The organism is Pseudomonas sp. AKS31 (assembly GCF_023634765.1).
Classification (GTDB): Bacteria; Pseudomonadota; Gammaproteobacteria; order Pseudomonadales; family Pseudomonadaceae; genus Aquipseudomonas.
Genome location: NZ_JAMLFX010000012.1, coordinates 69,779 through 87,943, shown reverse-complemented (window position 1 = coordinate 87,943; position 18,165 = coordinate 69,779). Strand labels below are relative to the sequence as shown.

The 18,165-nt window shown below is 58.3% G+C and carries 16 protein-coding genes and 2 tRNA genes; 13 read left to right on the top strand and 5 right to left on the bottom strand.

The genetic code is table 11. The features are described 5' to 3' along the window. Nucleotides 1-160: 160 nt before the first annotated feature. From M9827_RS23020 to M9827_RS23000, 5 genes are all read left to right on the top strand, one after another. Nucleotides 161-237: transfer RNA gene (locus M9827_RS23020), tRNA-Asp, on the top strand. Between the two features lie 495 nt (nucleotides 238-732). Further along, a complete protein-coding gene (locus M9827_RS23015) occupies nucleotides 733-3,564 on the top strand; it encodes a xanthine dehydrogenase family protein molybdopterin-binding subunit (protein WP_250607267.1) in 2,832 nt (943 codons plus the stop codon). After that, complete coding sequence (locus M9827_RS23010; RefSeq protein ID WP_038369461.1) at nucleotides 3,557-4,096, top strand: (2Fe-2S)-binding protein; 540 nt, start codon at nucleotides 3,557-3,559, stop codon at nucleotides 4,094-4,096. The genes M9827_RS23015 and M9827_RS23010 overlap by 8 nt, the downstream gene beginning before the upstream one ends. Nucleotides 4,097-4,098: 2 nt before the next feature. Then, entirely contained in the window at nucleotides 4,099-5,334 is a 1,236-nt protein-coding gene (locus tag M9827_RS23005; protein ID WP_250607265.1) for a c-type cytochrome, read from the top strand. Nucleotide 5,335: 1 nt separating this feature from the next. Next, entirely contained in the window at nucleotides 5,336-6,307 is a 972-nt protein-coding gene (locus M9827_RS23000) for an XdhC family protein (protein WP_250607263.1), read from the top strand. A 47-nt stretch (nucleotides 6,308-6,354) separates the two neighbouring features. Here M9827_RS23000 and M9827_RS22995 read toward each other — a convergent pair whose 3' ends face one another. Beyond that, complete coding sequence (locus M9827_RS22995; RefSeq protein ID WP_250607262.1) at nucleotides 6,355-7,638, bottom strand: NAD(P)/FAD-dependent oxidoreductase; 1,284 nt, start codon at nucleotides 7,636-7,638, stop codon at nucleotides 6,355-6,357. A gap of 183 nt (nucleotides 7,639-7,821) precedes the next feature. Between M9827_RS22995 and M9827_RS22990 the strand changes: the two genes are divergently transcribed. Then, nucleotides 7,822-7,898, top strand: a tRNA-Val gene (locus M9827_RS22990). Between the two features lie 639 nt (nucleotides 7,899-8,537). Beyond that, on the top strand, nucleotides 8,538-8,993 hold the full coding sequence (locus M9827_RS22985) for a DUF2214 family protein (protein ID WP_250607261.1): 456 nt from the start codon (nucleotides 8,538-8,540) through the stop codon (nucleotides 8,991-8,993). A gap of 214 nt (nucleotides 8,994-9,207) precedes the next feature. Here the strand turns inward: M9827_RS22985 and csrA are convergent, their stop codons facing one another. After that, the gene (csrA, locus tag M9827_RS22980; protein ID WP_003179932.1) at nucleotides 9,208-9,402 is read right to left on the bottom strand and encodes a carbon storage regulator CsrA; all 195 of its coding nucleotides are present in this window, start codon (nucleotides 9,400-9,402) and stop codon (nucleotides 9,208-9,210) included. 250 nt (nucleotides 9,403-9,652) lie between these two features. Between csrA and M9827_RS22975 the strand changes: the two genes are divergently transcribed. Next, nucleotides 9,653-10,018, top strand: coding sequence for an SPOR domain-containing protein (locus M9827_RS22975; RefSeq protein WP_250607260.1), 366 nt, complete (start codon nucleotides 9,653-9,655; stop codon nucleotides 10,016-10,018). A gap of 308 nt (nucleotides 10,019-10,326) precedes the next feature. On the opposite strand, the gene M9827_RS22970 is transcribed toward M9827_RS22975, so the two are convergent. The 3 genes from M9827_RS22970 to M9827_RS22960 form a co-directional block, all read right to left on the bottom strand. After that, nucleotides 10,327-11,016, bottom strand: a complete 690-nt coding sequence (locus M9827_RS22970; protein WP_250607259.1) for an endonuclease — start codon at nucleotides 11,014-11,016, stop codon at nucleotides 10,327-10,329. A 4-nt stretch (nucleotides 11,017-11,020) separates the two neighbouring features. Further along, the gene (locus tag M9827_RS22965) at nucleotides 11,021-11,221 is read right to left on the bottom strand and encodes a DUF1654 domain-containing protein (protein WP_250607330.1); all 201 of its coding nucleotides are present in this window, start codon (nucleotides 11,219-11,221) and stop codon (nucleotides 11,021-11,023) included. Between the two features lie 267 nt (nucleotides 11,222-11,488). Beyond that, nucleotides 11,489-12,577, bottom strand: a complete 1,089-nt coding sequence (locus M9827_RS22960; protein WP_250607258.1) for an asparaginase — start codon at nucleotides 12,575-12,577, stop codon at nucleotides 11,489-11,491. Nucleotides 12,578-12,925: 348 nt separating this feature from the next. Here M9827_RS22960 and M9827_RS22955 point away from each other — a divergent pair, with 348 nt between their 5' ends. From M9827_RS22955 to M9827_RS22935, 5 genes are all read left to right on the top strand, one after another. Then, nucleotides 12,926-13,381: a hypothetical protein gene (locus M9827_RS22955; RefSeq protein ID WP_250607257.1), complete on the top strand. Its 456-nt coding sequence runs from the start codon at nucleotides 12,926-12,928 to the stop codon at nucleotides 13,379-13,381. A gap of 200 nt (nucleotides 13,382-13,581) precedes the next feature. Continuing rightward, a complete protein-coding gene (locus tag M9827_RS22950; RefSeq protein ID WP_016984936.1) occupies nucleotides 13,582-14,538 on the top strand; it encodes a sugar ABC transporter substrate-binding protein in 957 nt (318 codons plus the stop codon). Nucleotides 14,539-14,594: 56 nt separating this feature from the next. Next, on the top strand, nucleotides 14,595-16,148 hold the full coding sequence (locus M9827_RS22945; protein ID WP_250607256.1) for a sugar ABC transporter ATP-binding protein: 1,554 nt from the start codon (nucleotides 14,595-14,597) through the stop codon (nucleotides 16,146-16,148). Further along, complete coding sequence (locus M9827_RS22940; RefSeq protein WP_123448673.1) at nucleotides 16,145-17,122, top strand: ABC transporter permease; 978 nt, start codon at nucleotides 16,145-16,147, stop codon at nucleotides 17,120-17,122. Before M9827_RS22945 ends, M9827_RS22940 begins: the two co-directional genes overlap by 4 nt. A gap of 3 nt (nucleotides 17,123-17,125) precedes the next feature. Further along, the gene (locus M9827_RS22935; RefSeq protein WP_250607255.1) at nucleotides 17,126-18,145 is read left to right on the top strand and encodes a LacI family DNA-binding transcriptional regulator; all 1,020 of its coding nucleotides are present in this window, start codon (nucleotides 17,126-17,128) and stop codon (nucleotides 18,143-18,145) included. Nucleotides 18,146-18,165: the final 20 nt, after the last annotated feature.

The window sequence follows — 18,165 nt, the reverse complement described above, 5'->3', positions numbered from 1 at the left end:
TCAGTCGGTTAGAATACCGGCCTGTCACGCCGGGGGTCGCGGGTTCGAGTCCCGTCCGCTGCGCCATATTTTACGAGTCAGGCAGTGTCTGGTTCGCGATTGCAAGGCACCGAAGCAAGCAGTCAAAACGAGTTACTTGAGCGCAAGCTCAAAGCGATACGCAGCGGTAGTTCAGTCGGTTAGAATACCGGCCTGTCACGCCGGGGGTCGCGGGTTCGAGTCCCGTCCGCTGCGCCATATCTGCTTCAAGGACCACTGAACGCCTTGAAGCACCGAAAACAGCCATTGGCTGATTCGGAGTCGATAGCAAAGACCCTGGTCGAAAGACCGGGGTTTTTTGTGTCTCAAATTTGGCTACTTTTCTTTTTCCTCCCTATCCCCGAATCCAAAGCAAATCCCATGTGGGAGCGAGCCTGCTCGCGAAAGCGGTGTGTCAGCTAATAATGTGCTGGCTGACAGTACGCCTTCGCGAGCAGGCTCGCTCCCACAGGGGGGATATCTATTGGTTCGGTAATCTGCTGCGGTCTCACGTCGCATTGATTTTTTGATTCTTTAGTCAAATTTTCGTAACTGGTTGTTTGCTGGGAGCTCAGAAACCTTTAAAGTTAACCTTTCGGTCAGCTTTGCACTGTCAACACGCCCTTTGTTTAGCCAAAAAGGGCTTCTGCAAGACTCGAGATTCCCCAGTAGATAACCAGAAGGGCGGACACATAACCGCCCAGAGGATGATCCATGTCCAACCGTGATATATCCCGGCGCTCGTTCCTTCAGGGCGGGCTGGTGGCGGGTGTGAGCGTCACGCTCACGCCGCTCAGCAGTCAGGCGCTGGCTGCCTTGATGGAAACCAGCGTCACCGTGCCGTCCGAGAAATGGCTCGGCAACAACGGCAAGGCGCGTCAGCGCAACGATGCACTGTCCAAGGTCTGCGGCAGCAAAGTCTTTGCCCGCGACATCCGTTCCAAGGATATGCCAGGCTGGCCTGAACAACAGGGCCACGCCATGTTGCTCAAAACCATCAAGGCTGACCGTATCTACGACGGCTACGACCTGTCGTGGCTCGGCGCTGACTTGCAGCCTGACCGCATCGTCACCGCCGCCGATCTGGACAAGGATGGCATCGTCTTCCCCGAAGAGCATGCCCCAGACCCATTGCTGCCGGAAGGCAAAGTGCCGATGTTCATCGGTCACCCGGTAGCGATCCTGATCTGGAACGACTTCGAGCGTTTCCGCCAGGCCAAGAACAAACTCAAATTCAATGACAAAGCGATTCGTTACGGTGCCAAAGTGCCGTTCTACGAAGGCGATCCGTATGGCAGCTTCCGCTACGTACGTGTGGGCGGCGCGACATCGGCCGACGAAGACGAGTTCGCCAGCCTCAAAGACTCGATCCTGTTCCCGATGTTGAAGAACCGTCGTCCAGTGTGGAATTCCCAGCCGAACCTGCACGGCAACCTGACCGAGCGCGGCCTGTTCTACGCCGACCGCATGAAGCAAGAGATCGATACGCCGCCGGACAACTGGCTGGTCTTCGACGAGCGCTACAAGACCCCGTCGATCGAGCCGGCCGCCATGGAGCCGGACAACGGCAACGGCTGGTACGACCCGAAAACCAAGACTCTGCATTTTGTCGTGGCGACCCAGTGCCCGCTGGAAGCTGCGACCGAGACCGCGAAAATGATCGCGCCGTCGCGTTTCGGCCTCGACAATCTGAACATGCACCCGGGTTACACCGTCGGTTACGGTTCCAAAGATCACAACATCTTCGTCTACTACGCAGCTCTTGCCGCGTTGTACGGCGCCGGTGTGCCAGTGCGCTTGGCCAACGACCGCTACGAGCAGTTCCAGAGCGGCATCAAGCGCCACCCGTTCGACATCCGCTACCAGTTGGCCGTGGACAAGAACGACTACACCTTCAAGATTTTCCGCGCCGAAATGAGCGTCGACGGTGGCGGCCGAATCAACTACAGCCCATCCGTCGCTGCGGTGGGTGCCACGGCGGCGCAATCGATCTACTACATGCCGCAGAACGATCAGCAGGTCACCGCTTACCACTCGCGTGGTGTGGAGGCGGGTTCCATGCGTGGCTACGGCACCCTGCAAAGCATGGCGGCGACCGAAATGATGGTCGACGAAATCGCCAATCGCCTCGGTGTCGATGCGATCGACTTGCGTCGCAAGAACGCCCTGCGTTCGGGCATGAAAAACACCCAAGGCGCGATCCCGGCCGGTGCCTTGCGTCTGCACGAAATCCTCGACAAGGCTTCGGTGCACGAAGTCTGGAAAAACCGCGATGCGATCAAGAAGCAGCGCGAAGCGGCCGACCCGGACAACTGGTACGGCGTTGGTTTTGCCATTTGCCAGAAAGACTTCGGCACCGGTTCCGAAGCGCCGATGGCCAGTATCGAATTCACTGCTGAAGGTCGCATCACTCTGCGCCACATCGGCATCGAGATCGGCACCGGCATGTCCACCTCGCAAGCCCTGGTGGTGGCCGATTTCCTCGGCAGTCCGGCACACGAAGTGAAAACCGGCGAAACCGAATGGAAGGAAATGCAGCTGATCACCAGCGGTAACCCTTACATCATGAGCCAGGCCGAGCAGGACAATCTGCTGCGCAACCCGCGTTGGGTCGGCAAACTGGCTTCAGCCTCGTCGGCGACCAACTCCGCTTACTACTTCAGCCACGCTACCCGTGAAGCGGCGCGCGTGCTGTTCAACAACGGTTTGTGGCCAGCCGCCATGGAGATCTGGCGTCAGGGCCCTTATGGCGGTCAAGCCAACCCTTACGTCGTACGTCGCGAAGATGCGCATTGGGTCGACGGCAAGCTCACGGCCAACGGCATGCAGCCGTTGAGTTTCGAAGAGCTGGCCAAGCACGCTCACGAGCGTGGTCTGGTGACTGGCGCTACCGTTCACGCATTCAACCGCTGGAGCTGGGCCGAGGCCGAATACAGCATTGACGGCGTGCGCGAGCGCCTGCCGCTTGATGGTCTGGCGGTGAAATATGGCGATGGCGCGCCGAAGGCGAAGAAAGCGCTGATGACCACGGCGGGTTTCCACCTGCTCGATCGCCAGAACATCAATTACCCGGTGGTTCAACTGAACAACGCCGCCGTGACCTACTACAGCCCGGTCGCCACGCTGGTCGAACTGAAGGTCAACAAAGGCTCGGCGGAAGTCGAAGTGCTCAACCACCATTCGTGGGTCGAGTGTGGTCGGGTGCTGGTCGAAGAACTGGTCAAGGGCCAGCTCGAAGGCGGTATCGCCATGGGCATCGGCCACGCCTTGATGGAAGAAATGCCGCTGTATGAAGGTGGACCGGGGGAGGGTGACTGGAACTTCAACCGTTACCGTCTGCCGATGGCCCGTCACGTTGCCGTGTGGAAACAGACTGCGGAGATCCTGCCGCCGCTGTCGCCAAGCGATCCGTCCAAAGGTATCGCCGAAGTGGTGATGATCCCGATCGTCGGTGCCATCGGAAACGCCGTGGCGCACGCCATCGGTAAACGTGTTCGCGACCTGCCAATCACTGCTGCGCGCATCAAGGAGGCCCTCAATGGCTAACCGTCCGCTTCAACTGACCCTCAACGGTCAATCCGTCGGCCCGGTGGACATCCCTGATGACCTGCCAATGATCGACTACCTGCACGAATACAAGAACCTCACCGGTTCGCGCCTGGGCTGCGGCCAGGGCATCTGCCACGCTTGCGTGGTGATCGTCGATAACCCGGACGGCACCAGCGAAGAAGTGCGCACCTGCATCACCGGCGCGCACTACTTCGAAGGCAAGAAAGTCCGCACCATCGAATCGCACGCCAAGCGCGACGAATCGGGTCAGGTCACCGAGCTGAACCCGATCCAGCAGCGTTTCGTCGACGAGTTCGCCTTCCAGTGCAGCTACTGCGCGCCGGGCTTCGTCAACGCCGCGACGGTGTTGGTCGAGAAGCTGCAGCGCCAGCCGACCGTGCAAAGCAAGCTTGAACAAGTCATCGAGGACAGCCTCGGCCATCACGTCTGCCGTTGCACCGGGTACGTGCGTTACTACAACGCTACCCGCAACGTGCTGACCGATCTCGGCCTGGTCAAGGAGGGTTAAGCATGAAGCTTTTTCTGACCCGCCTCACCCTGGCGGTTGGCCTCGCTGCGCCGGTGCTGTTTGCTCACGCTGATGATCAGGTCAAGCGCGGCGAGTATCTCGCTCGTGCCGCCGATTGCATGGCCTGCCACACCGCACCAGGTGGCGCGCCATTTGCCGGCGGTTTGCCAATCGTGTCGCCGTTCGGCACGATCTACGGCACCAATATCACCCCGAGCAAAGAGCACGGCATCGGTTTGTACAACGATGACGAGTTCTTCGCTGCGCTGACTGAAGGCAAGCGTCGTGACGGCGCGAACCTGTATCCGGCGATGCCGTACACCTCGTATCACCTGATGCCGCGTGAAGATTCGGATGCGATCCATGCGTACCTGAAAACCATCGAGCCGATTGAGCGCGCAGCACCGGTCACCAGCCTGAGCTTCCCGTTCAATGTGCGTCTGGGCCTGATCGGCTGGAACATGATGTACGGCAAAGCACTGAAGCTGGATCCGGCCGAAGGCAAAAGCGAAGCCTGGAAGCGCGGCCAGTACATGGTTGAGGTGCTCGGTCACTGCGGCGAATGCCACACACCGCGTGGCCTTCCGGGCGCGATGCGGCTGGATAAACGCCTCACCGGTGGCATCCTCAATGGGTACTTGGCACCGAGTCTGCTGGCCACTGATCTGGCCGCGCGCGGCTGGAACGAGCAGGATCTGGGTACGTTCCTCAAACATGGCATGAGCGCGCAGGGGACGATGTTCAACGAGATGTTCCCGGTGTTCCACAACAGCACTCAAGGTCTGAGCGATACCGATCTGGCGGCGATGGCGACGTTCCTGCTCGGCGACAAGCCGCCGGCAGCCAAAGCGCTGGTTGAAGTACCGTTAGAGCAGCTCAGCGCCAGTGCCCAGCGCGGTCGTCAGGAGTACCTGAATGTCTGCGCCGGTTGCCATGCTGCGGGTGGCGAAGGCAAACCGCACATCGCCGTGGCCATGCGCGGCAACACCACGTTGCGTCTGGAAGACCCACGCAACCTGTTGCGCGTGATCGAGGATGGTATCGGCGAGCAGAAGTTCTCCGGTTTCGAGCACATGCAGCCGATGCCGGGCTTCGCTGGCAAGCTCAGTCCTGAGCAACTGACCGATCTGCTCAACTACCTGCGTCAAGGTTGGGGTGGTCAGTCCACTGAGTTGGCGGTGAGTGAAGTGCAGAAGCTGCAAGCCGACGCACCGTCCATCGAACACAAGGCGCACTGACATGCAGCATCTCGATCTGCAAGTGGTGCGCCGGGCGCTGGAGTGGTCGGTGGCAGGGCAGCGCATCTGGCTCTGCACTGTGCTGACCACTTACGGCTCGGCACCGCGTGCGCCGGGTTCGCTGCTGGTGGTGAACGAGGGCGGGCAGTGGATCGGGTCGCTGTCCGGTGGTTGTGTCGAGGAGGATTTTCTCGAGCGCGTCGCCGAAGGGGCATTTCTTGATGCGGTCAACGTCGTGCGTTATGGCGAGGGTGATGATCCGCGCTCGCGGGTCAGCTTGCCCTGTGGCGGCATTCTCGATGTGCTGGTAGAGAAATTTGACGCCGACTGCGAGGTGCAGGCGCATCTGCGTGAACTGGAGTCGGCGCTGCTCGGTCAGCGGCGCTTGATTCGCGAGGTCGACCTGGCCAGTGGAGCGCGCAGTCTGTTCGCTGATCGCGAGCAGGGTGCGCGGATCGAGCGTGAGATTGATCGGGTGCGCGTTCGTGTCGGCGCGGCGCAGCGTTTGTTGCTCGCCGGGTATTCCAGCGTGGCGCAGGCGTGTGCCGAATTTGCAGTCGGTCTTGGCTTTGAAGTGATTCTCTGTGATCCACGCGATGAAGTGCTGGAAGGTGTAGTGCTTGATAGCGTGGAGATTCGCCGGCAATTGCCGTCGGTGTTTATTGCTGACGGTGGCTGCCATCGCGATACGGCGGTGGTGGCGCTGACCCATGATCCACGCATCGATGACCTGGCGATGATGGAAGCGGTGCGCACCGAAGCGTTCTACATTGGCGTGATGGGTTCGTTGCAGACGTCACGGAAGCGCTTCGAGCGTTTGCAGCGCATTGGTGGCTTGGGCGCGGCGGAGTTGGCGCGGATTCATGCGCCGATCGGTCTCAATCTCGGCAGCAAGACGCCAGCGGAAATCGCGCTGGCGGTGCTGGCGGATATCTTGCGCATCCGTAGCGGGATTGCTCGGGATCAGCTCTGAAGCCGTTCAGTGTTGAATAAGAGGGCCGCTGTTCAGCGGCCCTTTTTTTACATCCCGAATTTGTCGCGTAACCCGTAATACCACGCGCCCAACGCGGCAAATGGCGTGCGCAGTAACTGCCCGCCGGGGAACGGATAGTGCGGCAGGTCGGCAAACGCATCGAAACGCTCGGCCTGGCCGCGCAACGCTTCGGCGAGAACCTTGCCTGCCAAATGCGTGTAGGTCACGCCATGGCCGCTGCAGCCTTGCGAGTAATAGATGTTGTCGCCCAGGCGCCCGACCTGTGGCAAGCGCGACAGGGTCAGCAGGAAGTTTCCGGTCCAGGCGTAGTCAATCTTCACATCCTTGAGCTGTGGGAAGGCCTTGAGCATTTTCGGGCGGATGATTGCTTCGATGTTCGCCGGATCGCGCGCGCCATACACCACACCGCCGCCGAAGATCAGGCGCTTGTCGCCCGTGAGGCGGTAGTAGTCGAGCAGGTAATTGCAGTCTTCAACGCAGTAGTCCTGCGGCAGCAGCGCATTCGCCAGTTCGTCACCCAGCGGCTCGGTGGTGATGACTTGCGTGCCGCACGGCATCGATTTGGCCGCAAGCTCCGGCACCAGATTACCTAGGTAGGCATTGCCCGCGACGATGATGAATTTGGCCCTGACCTTGCCCTGCGGCGTGTGCACAACCGGGTTGGCGCCGCGCTCGATGCGTACTGCAGGCGACTGTTCATAAATGGTGCCGCCGAGTGACTCGACCGCTGCCGCTTCGCCCAGCGCAAGGTTCAGCGGATGAATGTGCCCGCCGCTCATGTCGAGCATGCCGCCGACGTACTGATCGCACGCCACCACTTCGCGAATACGGCGCTGATCCAACAATTCGAGTTGCGTATGGCCGAAGCGCTCCCAGAGACGCTTCTGCGATTCCAGGTGGCCCATCTGCTTGGTCGTCAGCGCGGCGAACACGCCACCGTCCTTCAGGTCGCACTGGATGTTGTATTTGGCTATGCGCTCACGAATGATCCGGCCGCCTTCGAACGCCATCTGCCCAAGCAGTTGCGCCTGCTTGGGGCCGACGCTGCGTTCGATCACATCAATGTCACGGCTATAACTGTTAACGATCTGCCCGCCATTGCGCCCCGACGCGCCGAACCCGACCTTGGCAGCCTCCAGTACGGTGACGCGAAAACCGTTCTCCAACAGAAACAGCGCTGAGGACAATCCGGTATACCCGGCGCCGATCACACAGACGTCCGTCTCCACATCATCCTGCAAGGCAGGGCGGGGCGGTACGGCATTGGCCGACGCAGCGTAAAAAGACTCTGGGTAAGGGGTGTTCGCCATCCTGCAGCCTCTGTTTAATATATTTTACGAGTGCGTCGATCCTACCCGAGTTGAAAAACCTCCGCCAGCCACCGGAAAATCTCCGTTGCCAACCCGAAATTAAATATTTTGCATATTCATAGGGTTAGGTGAAAAAAAGGTGTTGACACCCCTCCGGAATTCCGTAGAATGCCGCCTCACAGCAGGCACGTAGCTCAGTTGGTTAGAGCACCACCTTGACATGGTGGGGGTCGTTGGTTCGAGTCCAATCGCGCCTACCAAACAAAATCCGCTCTGCTGGGCGGTCTAGAAGGGCTCACCGAAAGGTGGGCCCTTTTTTGTTGTCTGCAATTTGCAAAGCTTTCGCAAAACCTCCGCCTCAGAGTGCCACATCCTGAGTCCACTTCATCGGGCGTCGGGTATGTTCGCTACGGGGTTATCGTTGTCGGCGTTGTAGTGAGTAATGTTGATCCGCTGCGAGTCGTGCTTCATCGTTATTCGGTTCTAGTTGATTTGCACGCACATGCCTTCGTGTTTGGTAATGATGGTCGACTGTTTCACCTTCGTCAGAACAGGCGACGGACTGGAGATTCGCCGTTCGTCGCCAGCGCCCTTTGAAAAAGTGTGGATATTGAAAAGCTTACGAGTGTTACTAACCAACCGGTTATCAAAAAATCGTTGTTACTGGTCGTGGAATTAAGTAACATTCGTCCCGCGTTCACCACCACGGTTTATGCATTTTTAAATCCCAAGCTTCCATCAGCTGCTTGGGATTTTTTTTGCCTGCGATTTGGCTTTTGCCGCTTCGAGTCCTCCTCACGATCTCTCGTGAATGCCAGCGATTTTCTCGCAGGCGCATCCCGATTTTTTCGACTACTACTGACTGGCCGATTTTCAACTCTTTCTGGTGGGGTGTGTCGATGCTGGTTCACTGGTTTCTTGCTGCTATTCACTTACTCGCTTTCGCCATGGGCTTCTGGGCGGTGCTGACGCGTGGAGCGGCGTTCAATCGTCTGGCAGCCGGGGCGGGAGAGCAGGGCCGAGTTTTGCTGGCTGACAATATATGGGGGATTTCCGCACTAATCCTGCTGGTCACCGGGGCAATGCGCGCCTTTGGCGGCTATGAAAAGGGCACTGACTATTATCTTCATCAGCCGCTGTTCCATCTGAAGATGACGCTGTTGGTGCTGATTCTGCTGATTGAGCTCGCGCCGATGATTACCTTGGTGAAGTGGCGTATTGCAAAAGCGCGGGGTACGCCGCTCGATGTCAGGCGAGCAAGGCTGTACGCAAGAATCAGTCATGTCGAGGCGTTGTTATTGGTACTGATGGTGCTTGCAGCCACAGGCATGGCGCGTGGTGTGACATTCAGTTAGAGGGCGAATTCTCCGCGCTCTATCGGAAACGTCCGACAGCCAGTCTGGGGGATGGCAGGTAGTATCGGCCGGCAAGGGAATAAGGGGGGGAAATCGGATTTAGCGTGTCAGGCGCCGTGCCCAGCAGAGTGGGGAGCGGATGGCAATACGGCGCGTGAATCTCTAGCCAGTCATTCCACAAGGTAAACGGACTGGCTACTGACTGCGATCTGGCTCAGGGAGTTTGTGGCTTGTCCGGGGCGGTCAGGCCAGCCTGAATGCGCTGGTAAATCTCTTCACGGTGCACTGCAACGTTTTTCGGAGCGTTGATACCAATGCGGACCTGTTGGCCGCTTACGCCCAGAATGGTGATAGTGATGTCATCACCGATGTTTATGCTTTCACCGACTTTGCGGGTGAGTATCAGCATGGTCTTCTCCTTGATTGCTTTGTAGGGCACCTGATTCAGACAGTGCAGAGGTCGGTGGTACGTATAGATTAGTGCGAAGTCTCACGGTTTGGGTGCCTCTTTCTGACGCGCAGAAGCGGCATTAATTCCCAGGGCGTAACTATACAGAGGCTGCAAGCATCAATCTCGTTGTTTTGTGCCCATTTTGCGGGGCTCGCGAAGTATTTATGAATGATAAGATCGCCGCTTTGAGAATTTCGAGGAAAGCGTTGTGCGCAAATTGGTTTGGGTAGTCGTGGCACTGGTATTGGCAGGGTGTGGTGAAGGCAAGAATGCAGATGCACCAAAACCACAATCGGCTGCAGTAACCGCGCCGGCGGCTGTAGCGCCGCAATGGGATCTCGAAGTGCGCGGCGAAACTCCACAGGCTGTCAGCGACCTGAGTGGCTGGCTGATCGAGCACGCCTTCGTGCCCACGGTGATCAAGGACAGCAGCGGCAAAACGCGAATTCTGATTGGTCCGTTCAACTCTCAGGCCGAAGCTGAAGCGCGCAAGGTACAAGTGGATGCGGCGTTGGTGAAGGCCAAGAAACAGAATATTGAGTCCGTATTGGTCGAGCATCCGCTCACGCCGTGAATGAGCGGGCGGCGACTCTGCCAGTTGATAGGGCTGCTGCGGGACAAGCGATTGAATTGGCTGACGTCGACATGGCAAAGGACATTCTCCGGGAAATCACCGACGCCTCCCATGAGGGGTTTACGGCTGGATTGCCGGAGAGTCGACAGCCGTCATGAAACTTGCGCAGATACTCGATCAAAGAGCGCGGCATACCCCGTGAATCACTTGGTTTGATCGACAACTGGCGGCACAACAAGTCGGCCATCCAGACACAAACAAAAAGGCCTCGAACATCACGTTCGAGGCCTTTTTTGTCTGCGCTGAAATCAGCCGCAGGCTTTCATGTTCACCGGGCCGACAAATTCATTACCGCGCCCCATCACGCATGCCACACTCTGATTGCGCTGACGTTCCCAATCCTGCACCGGGTAAGTCTTGTCCCATGCCTCATACAATTGTCGATCCTGTTTCGACAGCCGCAAGCCGTACTGCTTGCTCATGTAGAAGTACGTGCGGGCGATCATGCCGCGAATCGAAGGGCGAGGCATGACCTTCTTCGCCTTGAAGTCGACCTGGGTCAGGCATGAACCGTACTGCCCGGACTGCACGGGCAACCAGCCGTAGCTGAAGTTGCTGCGATCGCCATTGACCTCGCCAATGCTCGGCACCAGGTTATGCAGATCGGCTTCAGCTTTCTGGTAGCTTGGGTCGTAACGCGTACAGTTCTTGCGCCCACCTTCCTGCCAGCACTGACGCTGATGGCCGAACTGCCAGGCCGGCACAATGTGTTCCCATTCGATGCGTGACGCGCGCTTGGCATTTTTGCGCGGTACGTAACCGCAGGCTTTCAGGTCAACCTTGTTGCCGGTGTACTTGCAGCCGCAATAAAACTCTGTGGACTGCGGTGCATACAGTTTCCAGGCGACCTTCTTGGCTTCGGTGAATGTGCGGGGGGCGCCAGCCTGGGCACCCAGGGTGACGAACAGCAGTAGCAAAGCAAAACAGCGGACACTCATTGAATCAATCTTCCTTCGGTACAACCCAAAAAATCTGCACGCCACCGTCGTCGCGATAGGCGAGGGTGACGTTGTCGTTCTCGTCGATTTCCTCGAGCAGGCGCTCCCACTCGTCCATCGGCTCGTCCGGCAAACGGAAGATCAGTGCGGCTTTGGCTTTCTGTGCGGTGGGGGAATTGATGATTTTTTGAACGCGCATGCCCATGCGTTCGTAAGCGTCAGGAGCATCAGGGGAGGTGGCCACGAGGTTATCCTTATTAAGCTGTACGTGCGTACAGTATTTAACTGTAAGCTTTTTCGCAACTGCTTAAAATTCAAGAAAATCCTCTGACAGCGGTTTTCGGATTTTGGTGTAGGTCGTGTCGACTTTTTTGTGGGAAAAGTGCGGGAGCGCTGTAGGCGATTCACTACCCGCCTATTGGGCGAGTAGTGTTCAGGTTGCCCGATCTGGAATTGATCGGGCGAAGGCGAATCAGTATTCCCAGAACATCCGCTGCAACTCTTTGCTGTCGTTGGTCTTGGTCAGGGCGACCATTGCCAGGATGCGGGCTTTCTGCGGGTTCAGGTCGTGAGCGACAACCCAGTCGTATTTGTCGTCTGGCTGTTCAGCGTTACGCAGAACGAAGCCGCCAGCGTTGACGTGGGACGAACGAATGATTTGCACGCCATCCTTGCGCAGCGCTTGCAGGGTTGGAACCACGCGGGAGGATACCGAGCCGTTACCGGTGCCGGCATGGATGATCGCCTTGGCACCCGACTGCGCGAGAGCCTTGTAGGCGGTATCGCTCACATTGCCGTAGGAATAGGCGATTTCTACATCAGGAAGGCTCTTGATGTTTTTGATGTCGAATTCCGAATCCATGGTGTGACGCTTGGCTGGCAAGCGGAACCAGTAGGACTTGCCTTCAACCACCATGCCTAGTGGGCCCCAGGCACTTTTGAAGGCCTCGGTCTTGATGTTGATCATTTTGCTGACGTCGCGACCGGACTGGATTTCATCATTCATGGTCACCAGTACGCCTTTGCCGTGCGCTTCTTTGCTGCTGGCCACGGCCACGGCGTTATACAGGTTGAGCATGCCATCAGCGGACATCGCAGTGCCTGGACGCATCGAACCGACGACGATGATCGGCTTATCGGTTTTTTCTACCAGGTTGAGGAAGTAAGCGGTTTCTTCCAGGGTGTCGGTGCCGTGGGTGATGACGATGCCATCGACGTCTTTGCTGTCAGCCAGTTCGGCTACGCGACGACCCAGTTGCAGCAGGTTTTCGTTGGTAATGCTTTCTGAAGCAATCTGCATGACTTGTTCGCCACGCACATTCGCCAGTTTGCTCAGCTCGGGAATGCCGGCGATCAATTGTTCGACGCCAACCTTCGCTGCCTGATAGGTGGCGCTGTTGGCGGCGCTCGCGCCGGCGCCGGCAATGGTGCCGCCGGTGGCAAGTACCACAACGTTGGCGAGCTTGGCCTGGGTTTCGACTTCTTTCGCCTGGAGGGCGGTGGGCAGGAGCAGGAGAAGGGCCAAAGCGCCCGGAACCAAAGTGTTGAAAGCAGATTTCATTATTTTTCTCTCTAGTAGTGAGACGGTGCTGATGCAGGTTCATCTAGATCACCCCAAGCCGATCTGGATGCCCGGGGTGCGGTGAAGGGAGCAGGATCTGTACCAGCCGAACTTTGCGTTAGAGAAATGTTTAAACTGATGATTTAAATCAAGTTTTTATTGGTTTGCGAGTGGCTTGTTGAAACGTTTATCCGGGTTTCCGAACATTGGAAGCTTTCGCGTTCGGTTCACCGAAAGGGACTACCGCTTTTGTCGAATGAAACCGGTTGCCGGCTCGGGATTCTCTGCTAAAGAAACCGGCCTTCAGGCCGATGGGTGTTCTGGGAAACGCTTTTTTAGGGAGTTCACATGTCACTGACGATCGGTTTTTCAAACCCGGGTACAGTCACCATCGGCGGTAAAACCGCAGCGACGATCAATGCAATGAACAAGGCAGAAGCGGACGCTGCCGACGAGGCGCTGGGTGTTGAAAAAGAGCCGAGCAAACAGGTCAGGACCGGTGGCCCTGCGCAAGAAGCCAGCCAGGCCGATAGCGCGGACAGCGGCGACAGTCTGAATGTCACCGTGAAAATGCTGCTCAAGCGGATGAAGGAATTACAGAAGCAACTGCAGGAGCAGCAACAGCAACTGGCGGCGGCCCAGGCTGCGAGCTATCCGACGCCGGAGGCCAAGTCGCAGGCGGTGATGTCCATTCAGGGGCAGATCGCGCAGACCAGCGGCGCACTCATGGAAGTCGCGGCTGCGTTGCTCAAGGAAATGTCCAAGGGCTCCACCAGCGGCAACATGGTCAATACCACGGCGTGATCATCGGAGGGCGAAGCAGCGGATTCGCCCTTTAAGCAATACCGATTTCTGATTGTTGACAAATGCCGGCGGGATTCGCATAGTTCGGTCTACGCAAACGTTTGCGTGGCGCTCTCGGCGCACTATGGCCCTGCAGATAGCCGGGTAGCTTACGCCAGCGCAAGCGTTGCTCACAATAATCATAAGATCGGAGTGAACCCATGAAGCTGCCATTCGCTGGACGTCTTCTTGCTGTCGCTATGCTGGCTGCCACAGCCGCTGCACTACCTGTCTCCTCGGCATTCGCCGAATCCGCCGAAAAACCCAAAGTCGCGCTGGTCATGAAGTCTCTGGCCAACGAATTCTTCCTGACCATGGAAGATGGCGCCAAGGCCTACCAGAAAGAACACTCCGCTGATTTCGATCTGATCTCCAACGGCATCAAGGACGAAACCGATACTGCCGGCCAGACCCGCATCGTCGAGCAGATGATTCTGGCCAAGGTCAATGCGCTGGTGATCGCGCCTTCCGACTCCAAGGCCATGGTGCCGGTGATCAAGAAAGCCGTCGATGCCGGCATTACCGTGATCAACATCGACAACCAGCTCGATCCGGCCATCGTCAAAAGCAAAAACATCAGTGTGCCATTCGTAGGCCCGGACAACCGTAAAGGTGCGCGTCTGGTCGGCGAATACCTGGCCAAGCAGCTCAAGGCCGGTGACGAAGTCGGCATCATTGAAGGCGTGTCCACGACCACCAATGCCCAGCAACGTACCGCTGGATTCAAGGATGCAATGGACGCTGCACAGATCAAGATCGTTTCCCTGCAATCCGGTGACTGGGAAATCGACAAGGGCAACAAGGTTGCCGCTTCGATCCTCAGCGAATACCCGGACGTCAAAGCACTGCTGGCCGGTAACGACAGCATGGCCGTTGGTGCCGTTTCCGCAGTACGTGCCGCTGGCAAGGCAGGTCAGGTTCAGGTGGTCGGTTACGACAACATCAATGCCATCAAGCCAATGTTGAAGGACGGTCGTGTCTTGGCCACCGCTGACCAGTTCGCTGCCAAACAAGCTGTGTTCGGCATCGAAACTGCGCTGAAAATCATCAAGGGCGAAAAAGTCGACAGCGGCGCCAATGGCGTGATCGAAACCCCGGTCGAGCTGGTCACCAAGTAAGTCTTCTGGCGACACAACGGCGCTCGTCCGTCCGGGCGAGCGCATGGAGAGTTTTTATGTCAGTTTCCGCCCCGAACGCTGTCCTCTCGGTCAGCGGTATCGGTAAGACCTATGCGCAACCGGTGCTCACCGGCATCGATCTGACGCTGATGCGCGGTGAAGTGCTGGCGCTGACCGGCGAGAATGGTGCCGGCAAAAGTACCCTGTCGAAGATCATTGGCGGACTGGTCACGCCGACCACCGGCCAGATGCAATTCCACGGCGAGGACTACCGTCCGGGCAGTCGTACCCAGGCTGAAGAACTTGGCGTGCGCATGGTCATGCAAGAACTCAATCTGTTGCCGACATTGTCGGTCGCGGAAAACCTGTTTCTCGACAACCTGCCAAGCAACGGCGGCTGGATCAGTCGCAAGCAATTGCGCAAGGCTGCAGTCGAAGCGATGGCACAAGTCGGCCTCGACGCGATTGATCCGGATACGCTGGTCGGCGAGCTGGGGATCGGGCATCAGCAGATGGTCGAAATCGCCCGCAACCTGATTGGCGATTGCCATGTGCTGATCCTCGATGAGCCGACCGCGATGCTGACCGCACGGGAAGTCGAAATGCTCTTTGAGCAGATCACTCGTCTGCAGGCACGCGGCGTCTCGATCATCTACATTTCCCACCGCCTCGAAGAGCTTGCCCGAGTCGCACAGCGCATTGCCGTGCTGCGTGACGGCAATCTGGTCTGCGTCGAGCCGATGGCCAATTACAACAGTGAACAACTGGTCACACTGATGGTCGGTCGTGAGCTGGGCGAACATATCGATATGGGGCCGCGCAAGGTTGGTGCGCCGGCGCTGACGGTCAAGGGCCTGACTCGTTCCGATAAAGTGCGCGATGTTTCGTTTGAAGTGCGCGCCGGCGAGATCTTCGGGATTTCCGGATTGATCGGGGCAGGGCGCACAGAACTGCTGCGACTGATTTTTGGTGCGGACGTTGCCGACAGCGGCACCATTGCGCTGGGCTCGCCGGCCAAAGTGGTCAGCGTGCGCTCGCCCGTCGACGCCGTGCGCAACGGCATTGCGTTGATTACCGAAGACCGCAAGGGTGAAGGCCTGCTCCTGAGTCAGTCGATCAGCGCCAACATCGCACTGGGCAACATGCCGGAAATTTCCAGTGGCGGAGTCGTCAAAAACGGCGACGAGATCGCTCTGGCGCAGCGTCAGATCGACGCCATGCGCATCCGCAGCTCGAGCCCGACACAGCTGGTTTCAGAACTGTCCGGTGGCAATCAGCAGAAGGTCGTGATTGGCCGCTGGCTGGAGCGCGATTGTTCGGTGCTGCTGTTCGACGAGCCGACCCGTGGCATCGACGTCGGCGCCAAGTTTGACATTTACGCCTTGCTCGGCGAACTGACGCGCCAGGGTAAAGCGCTGGTGGTGGTGTCCAGTGACCTGCGTGAGCTGATGTTGATCTGCGACCGGATCGGCGTGTTGTCGGCAGGGCGCTTGATCGACACCTTCGAGCGTGACAGCTGGACCCAGGATGACTTGCTTGCTGCCGCGTTCGCCGGCTACCAAAAACGTGATGCGTTGCTCAATGAAGCGGCGCCTAGGGATCTCCCATGAAAACTGCATCTCCTGCCGGCAAACGTAGTGGCAACTTCTACGGTCTGGGCACTTATCTGGGCCTGGCCGGCGCCTTGCTGGCGATGATTGCGCTGTTCTCGGTCTTGAGCAGCCACTTTCTGTCGTATAACACCTTCAGCACCCTGGCCAACCAGATTCCTGATCTGATGGTACTGGCGGTCGGCATGACCTTCGTGTTGATCATTGGCGGCATCGACCTGTCGGTGGGTTCGGTACTCGCATTGGCCGCTTCGACGGTCAGCGTTGCGATTCTCGGCTGGGGCTGGGGCGTGTTGCCGTCGGCATTGCTCGGCATGGCAGTGGCGGCGCTGGCCGGTACTGTCACCGGTTCGATCACGGTGGCGTGGCGGATTCCATCGTTCATCGTCTCTTTGGGTGTGCTGGAAATGGCTCGGGGTCTGGCGTATCAGATGACCGGATCGCGCACCGCATACATCGGTGACTCGTTTGCCTGGCTGTCGAACCCGATCGCGTTCGGTATCTCGCCATCGTTCATCATTGCCTTGCTGGTGATTTTCATTGCTCAGGCCGTGTTGACCCGGACGGTGTTCGGTCGCTACCTGATCGGCATCGGCACCAACGAAGAGGCAGTGCGCCTTGCGGGGATCAATCCGAAACCCTACAAGATTCTGGTATTCAGCCTGATGGGTTTGCTGGCCGGTATCGCCGCGCTGTTTCAGATTTCCCGTCTGGAAGCTGCTGATCCGAATGCCGGTTCCGGCCTGGAGCTGCAAGTGATCGCTGCTGTGGTCATCGGCGGTACCAGCCTGATGGGCGGGCGTGGTTCGGTGATCAGCACGTTCTTTGGCGTGTTGATCATCTCGGTCCTGGCGGCCGGTCTGGCACAGATCGGCGCGACTGAACCGACCAAGCGAATCATCACCGGCGCCGTCATCGTGATCGCGGTGGTGCTCGACACTTATCGCAGTCAGCGCGCCAGTCGCCGGGGCTAACACATGGCAACGATCAAGGACGTGGCAGCCCTCGCGGGGATTTCCTATACGACGGTTTCGCATGTGGTGAACAACACCCGGCCGGTCAGTCAGGAAGTGCGGCTGAAAGTCGAGGCGGCGATCAAGAGCCTCGACTATGTACCGAGTGCGGTGGCGCGCTCGCTGAAAGCCAAGACGACTGCGACCATCGGCCTGCTGGTGCCCAACAGTCTCAACCCGTACTTCGCCGAGTTGGCGCGGGGTATCGAGGATTATTGCGAGCGTAACGGCTACTGCGTGATCCTCTGCAACTCCGACGACAACCCCGACAAGCAGCGCAGCTATTTGCGCGTCTTGCTGGAGAAGCGCATCGACGGTTTGATCGTAGCTTCCGCGGGCGGTGACAGCGGTCTGGCGCAGGGGCTGGCCGGGGTGAAAACGCCAATGGTCATCGTCGACCGTGGTCTGGAGGGTGTCGACGCCGATCTGGTGCGCATCGACCACGAATACGGCGCTTACCTCGCTACGCGGCACTTGCTGGAGTTGGGGCACCGCGACATCGCCACCATCGGCGGCCCGGCCACTACCAGTGTTGCGCAAATGCGTCAGGCCGGCTATTGCCGGGCGCTGAAAGAGGCGGGCGTTGAGGTCCGACAGGAGCGAATGCTGGAAAGTGATTTCACCAGTACTGGCGGGTACAACGCAGCGGCGATTCTTCTCGAGCGCAATCCGCCGAGTGCGATTTTCGCAGGTAACGACATGATCGGCATCGGTGTACTGCGCGCGGCAGCGGAGCGAAATGTGCGCGTGCCGAGTGAGCTGTCGGTGATCGGTTTCGACGATATCCAGATGAGTCGTTACGTCTACCCGGCACTCACCACGGTGGGGCAATCGATCCTGCAACTGGGCGAGATGGCGGCCGAAGTGCTGCTGCGAAGGATTGCTACGCCGAACCTGGGCACTGATCAAAGGATCGTGACCCCTAGTATTGTCTTGCGCGAATCGACCGCCCCGTTGTCCGGCGTGTTCACCGAATACCGCTGAAACCGAATTGACGAGTAATG

Excerpts from the sequence above, each read along its gene's own strand:
- M9827_RS22985 (WP_250607261.1), top strand. The coding sequence starts at position 8,538 with ATGCTGGTTCACTGGTTTCTTGCTGCTATTCACTTACTCGCTTTCGCC.
- M9827_RS22965 (WP_250607330.1), bottom strand. The coding sequence starts at position 11,221 with ATGGGCATGCGCGTTCAAAAAATCATCAATTCCCCCACCGCACAGAAA.
- M9827_RS23005 (WP_250607265.1), top strand. The coding sequence starts at position 4,099 with ATGAAGCTTTTTCTGACCCGCCTCACCCTGGCGGTTGGCCTCGCTGCG.
- M9827_RS22955 (WP_250607257.1), top strand. The coding sequence starts at position 12,926 with ATGTCACTGACGATCGGTTTTTCAAACCCGGGTACAGTCACCATCGGC.
- M9827_RS22940 (WP_123448673.1), top strand. The coding sequence starts at position 16,145 with ATGAAAACTGCATCTCCTGCCGGCAAACGTAGTGGCAACTTCTACGGT.
- M9827_RS23000 (WP_250607263.1), top strand. The coding sequence starts at position 5,336 with ATGCAGCATCTCGATCTGCAAGTGGTGCGCCGGGCGCTGGAGTGGTCG.
- M9827_RS22960 (WP_250607258.1), bottom strand. The coding sequence starts at position 12,577 with ATGAAATCTGCTTTCAACACTTTGGTTCCGGGCGCTTTGGCCCTTCTC.
- csrA (WP_003179932.1), bottom strand. The coding sequence starts at position 9,402 with ATGCTGATACTCACCCGCAAAGTCGGTGAAAGCATAAACATCGGTGAT.
- M9827_RS22950 (WP_016984936.1), top strand. The coding sequence starts at position 13,582 with ATGAAGCTGCCATTCGCTGGACGTCTTCTTGCTGTCGCTATGCTGGCT.
- M9827_RS22970 (WP_250607259.1), bottom strand. The coding sequence starts at position 11,016 with ATGAGTGTCCGCTGTTTTGCTTTGCTACTGCTGTTCGTCACCCTGGGT.
- M9827_RS22995 (WP_250607262.1), bottom strand. The coding sequence starts at position 7,638 with ATGGCGAACACCCCTTACCCAGAGTCTTTTTACGCTGCGTCGGCCAAT.
- M9827_RS23010 (WP_038369461.1), top strand. The coding sequence starts at position 3,557 with ATGGCTAACCGTCCGCTTCAACTGACCCTCAACGGTCAATCCGTCGGC.
- M9827_RS22935 (WP_250607255.1), top strand. The coding sequence starts at position 17,126 with ATGGCAACGATCAAGGACGTGGCAGCCCTCGCGGGGATTTCCTATACG.
- M9827_RS23015 (WP_250607267.1), top strand. The coding sequence starts at position 733 with ATGTCCAACCGTGATATATCCCGGCGCTCGTTCCTTCAGGGCGGGCTG.
- M9827_RS22945 (WP_250607256.1), top strand. The coding sequence starts at position 14,595 with ATGTCAGTTTCCGCCCCGAACGCTGTCCTCTCGGTCAGCGGTATCGGT.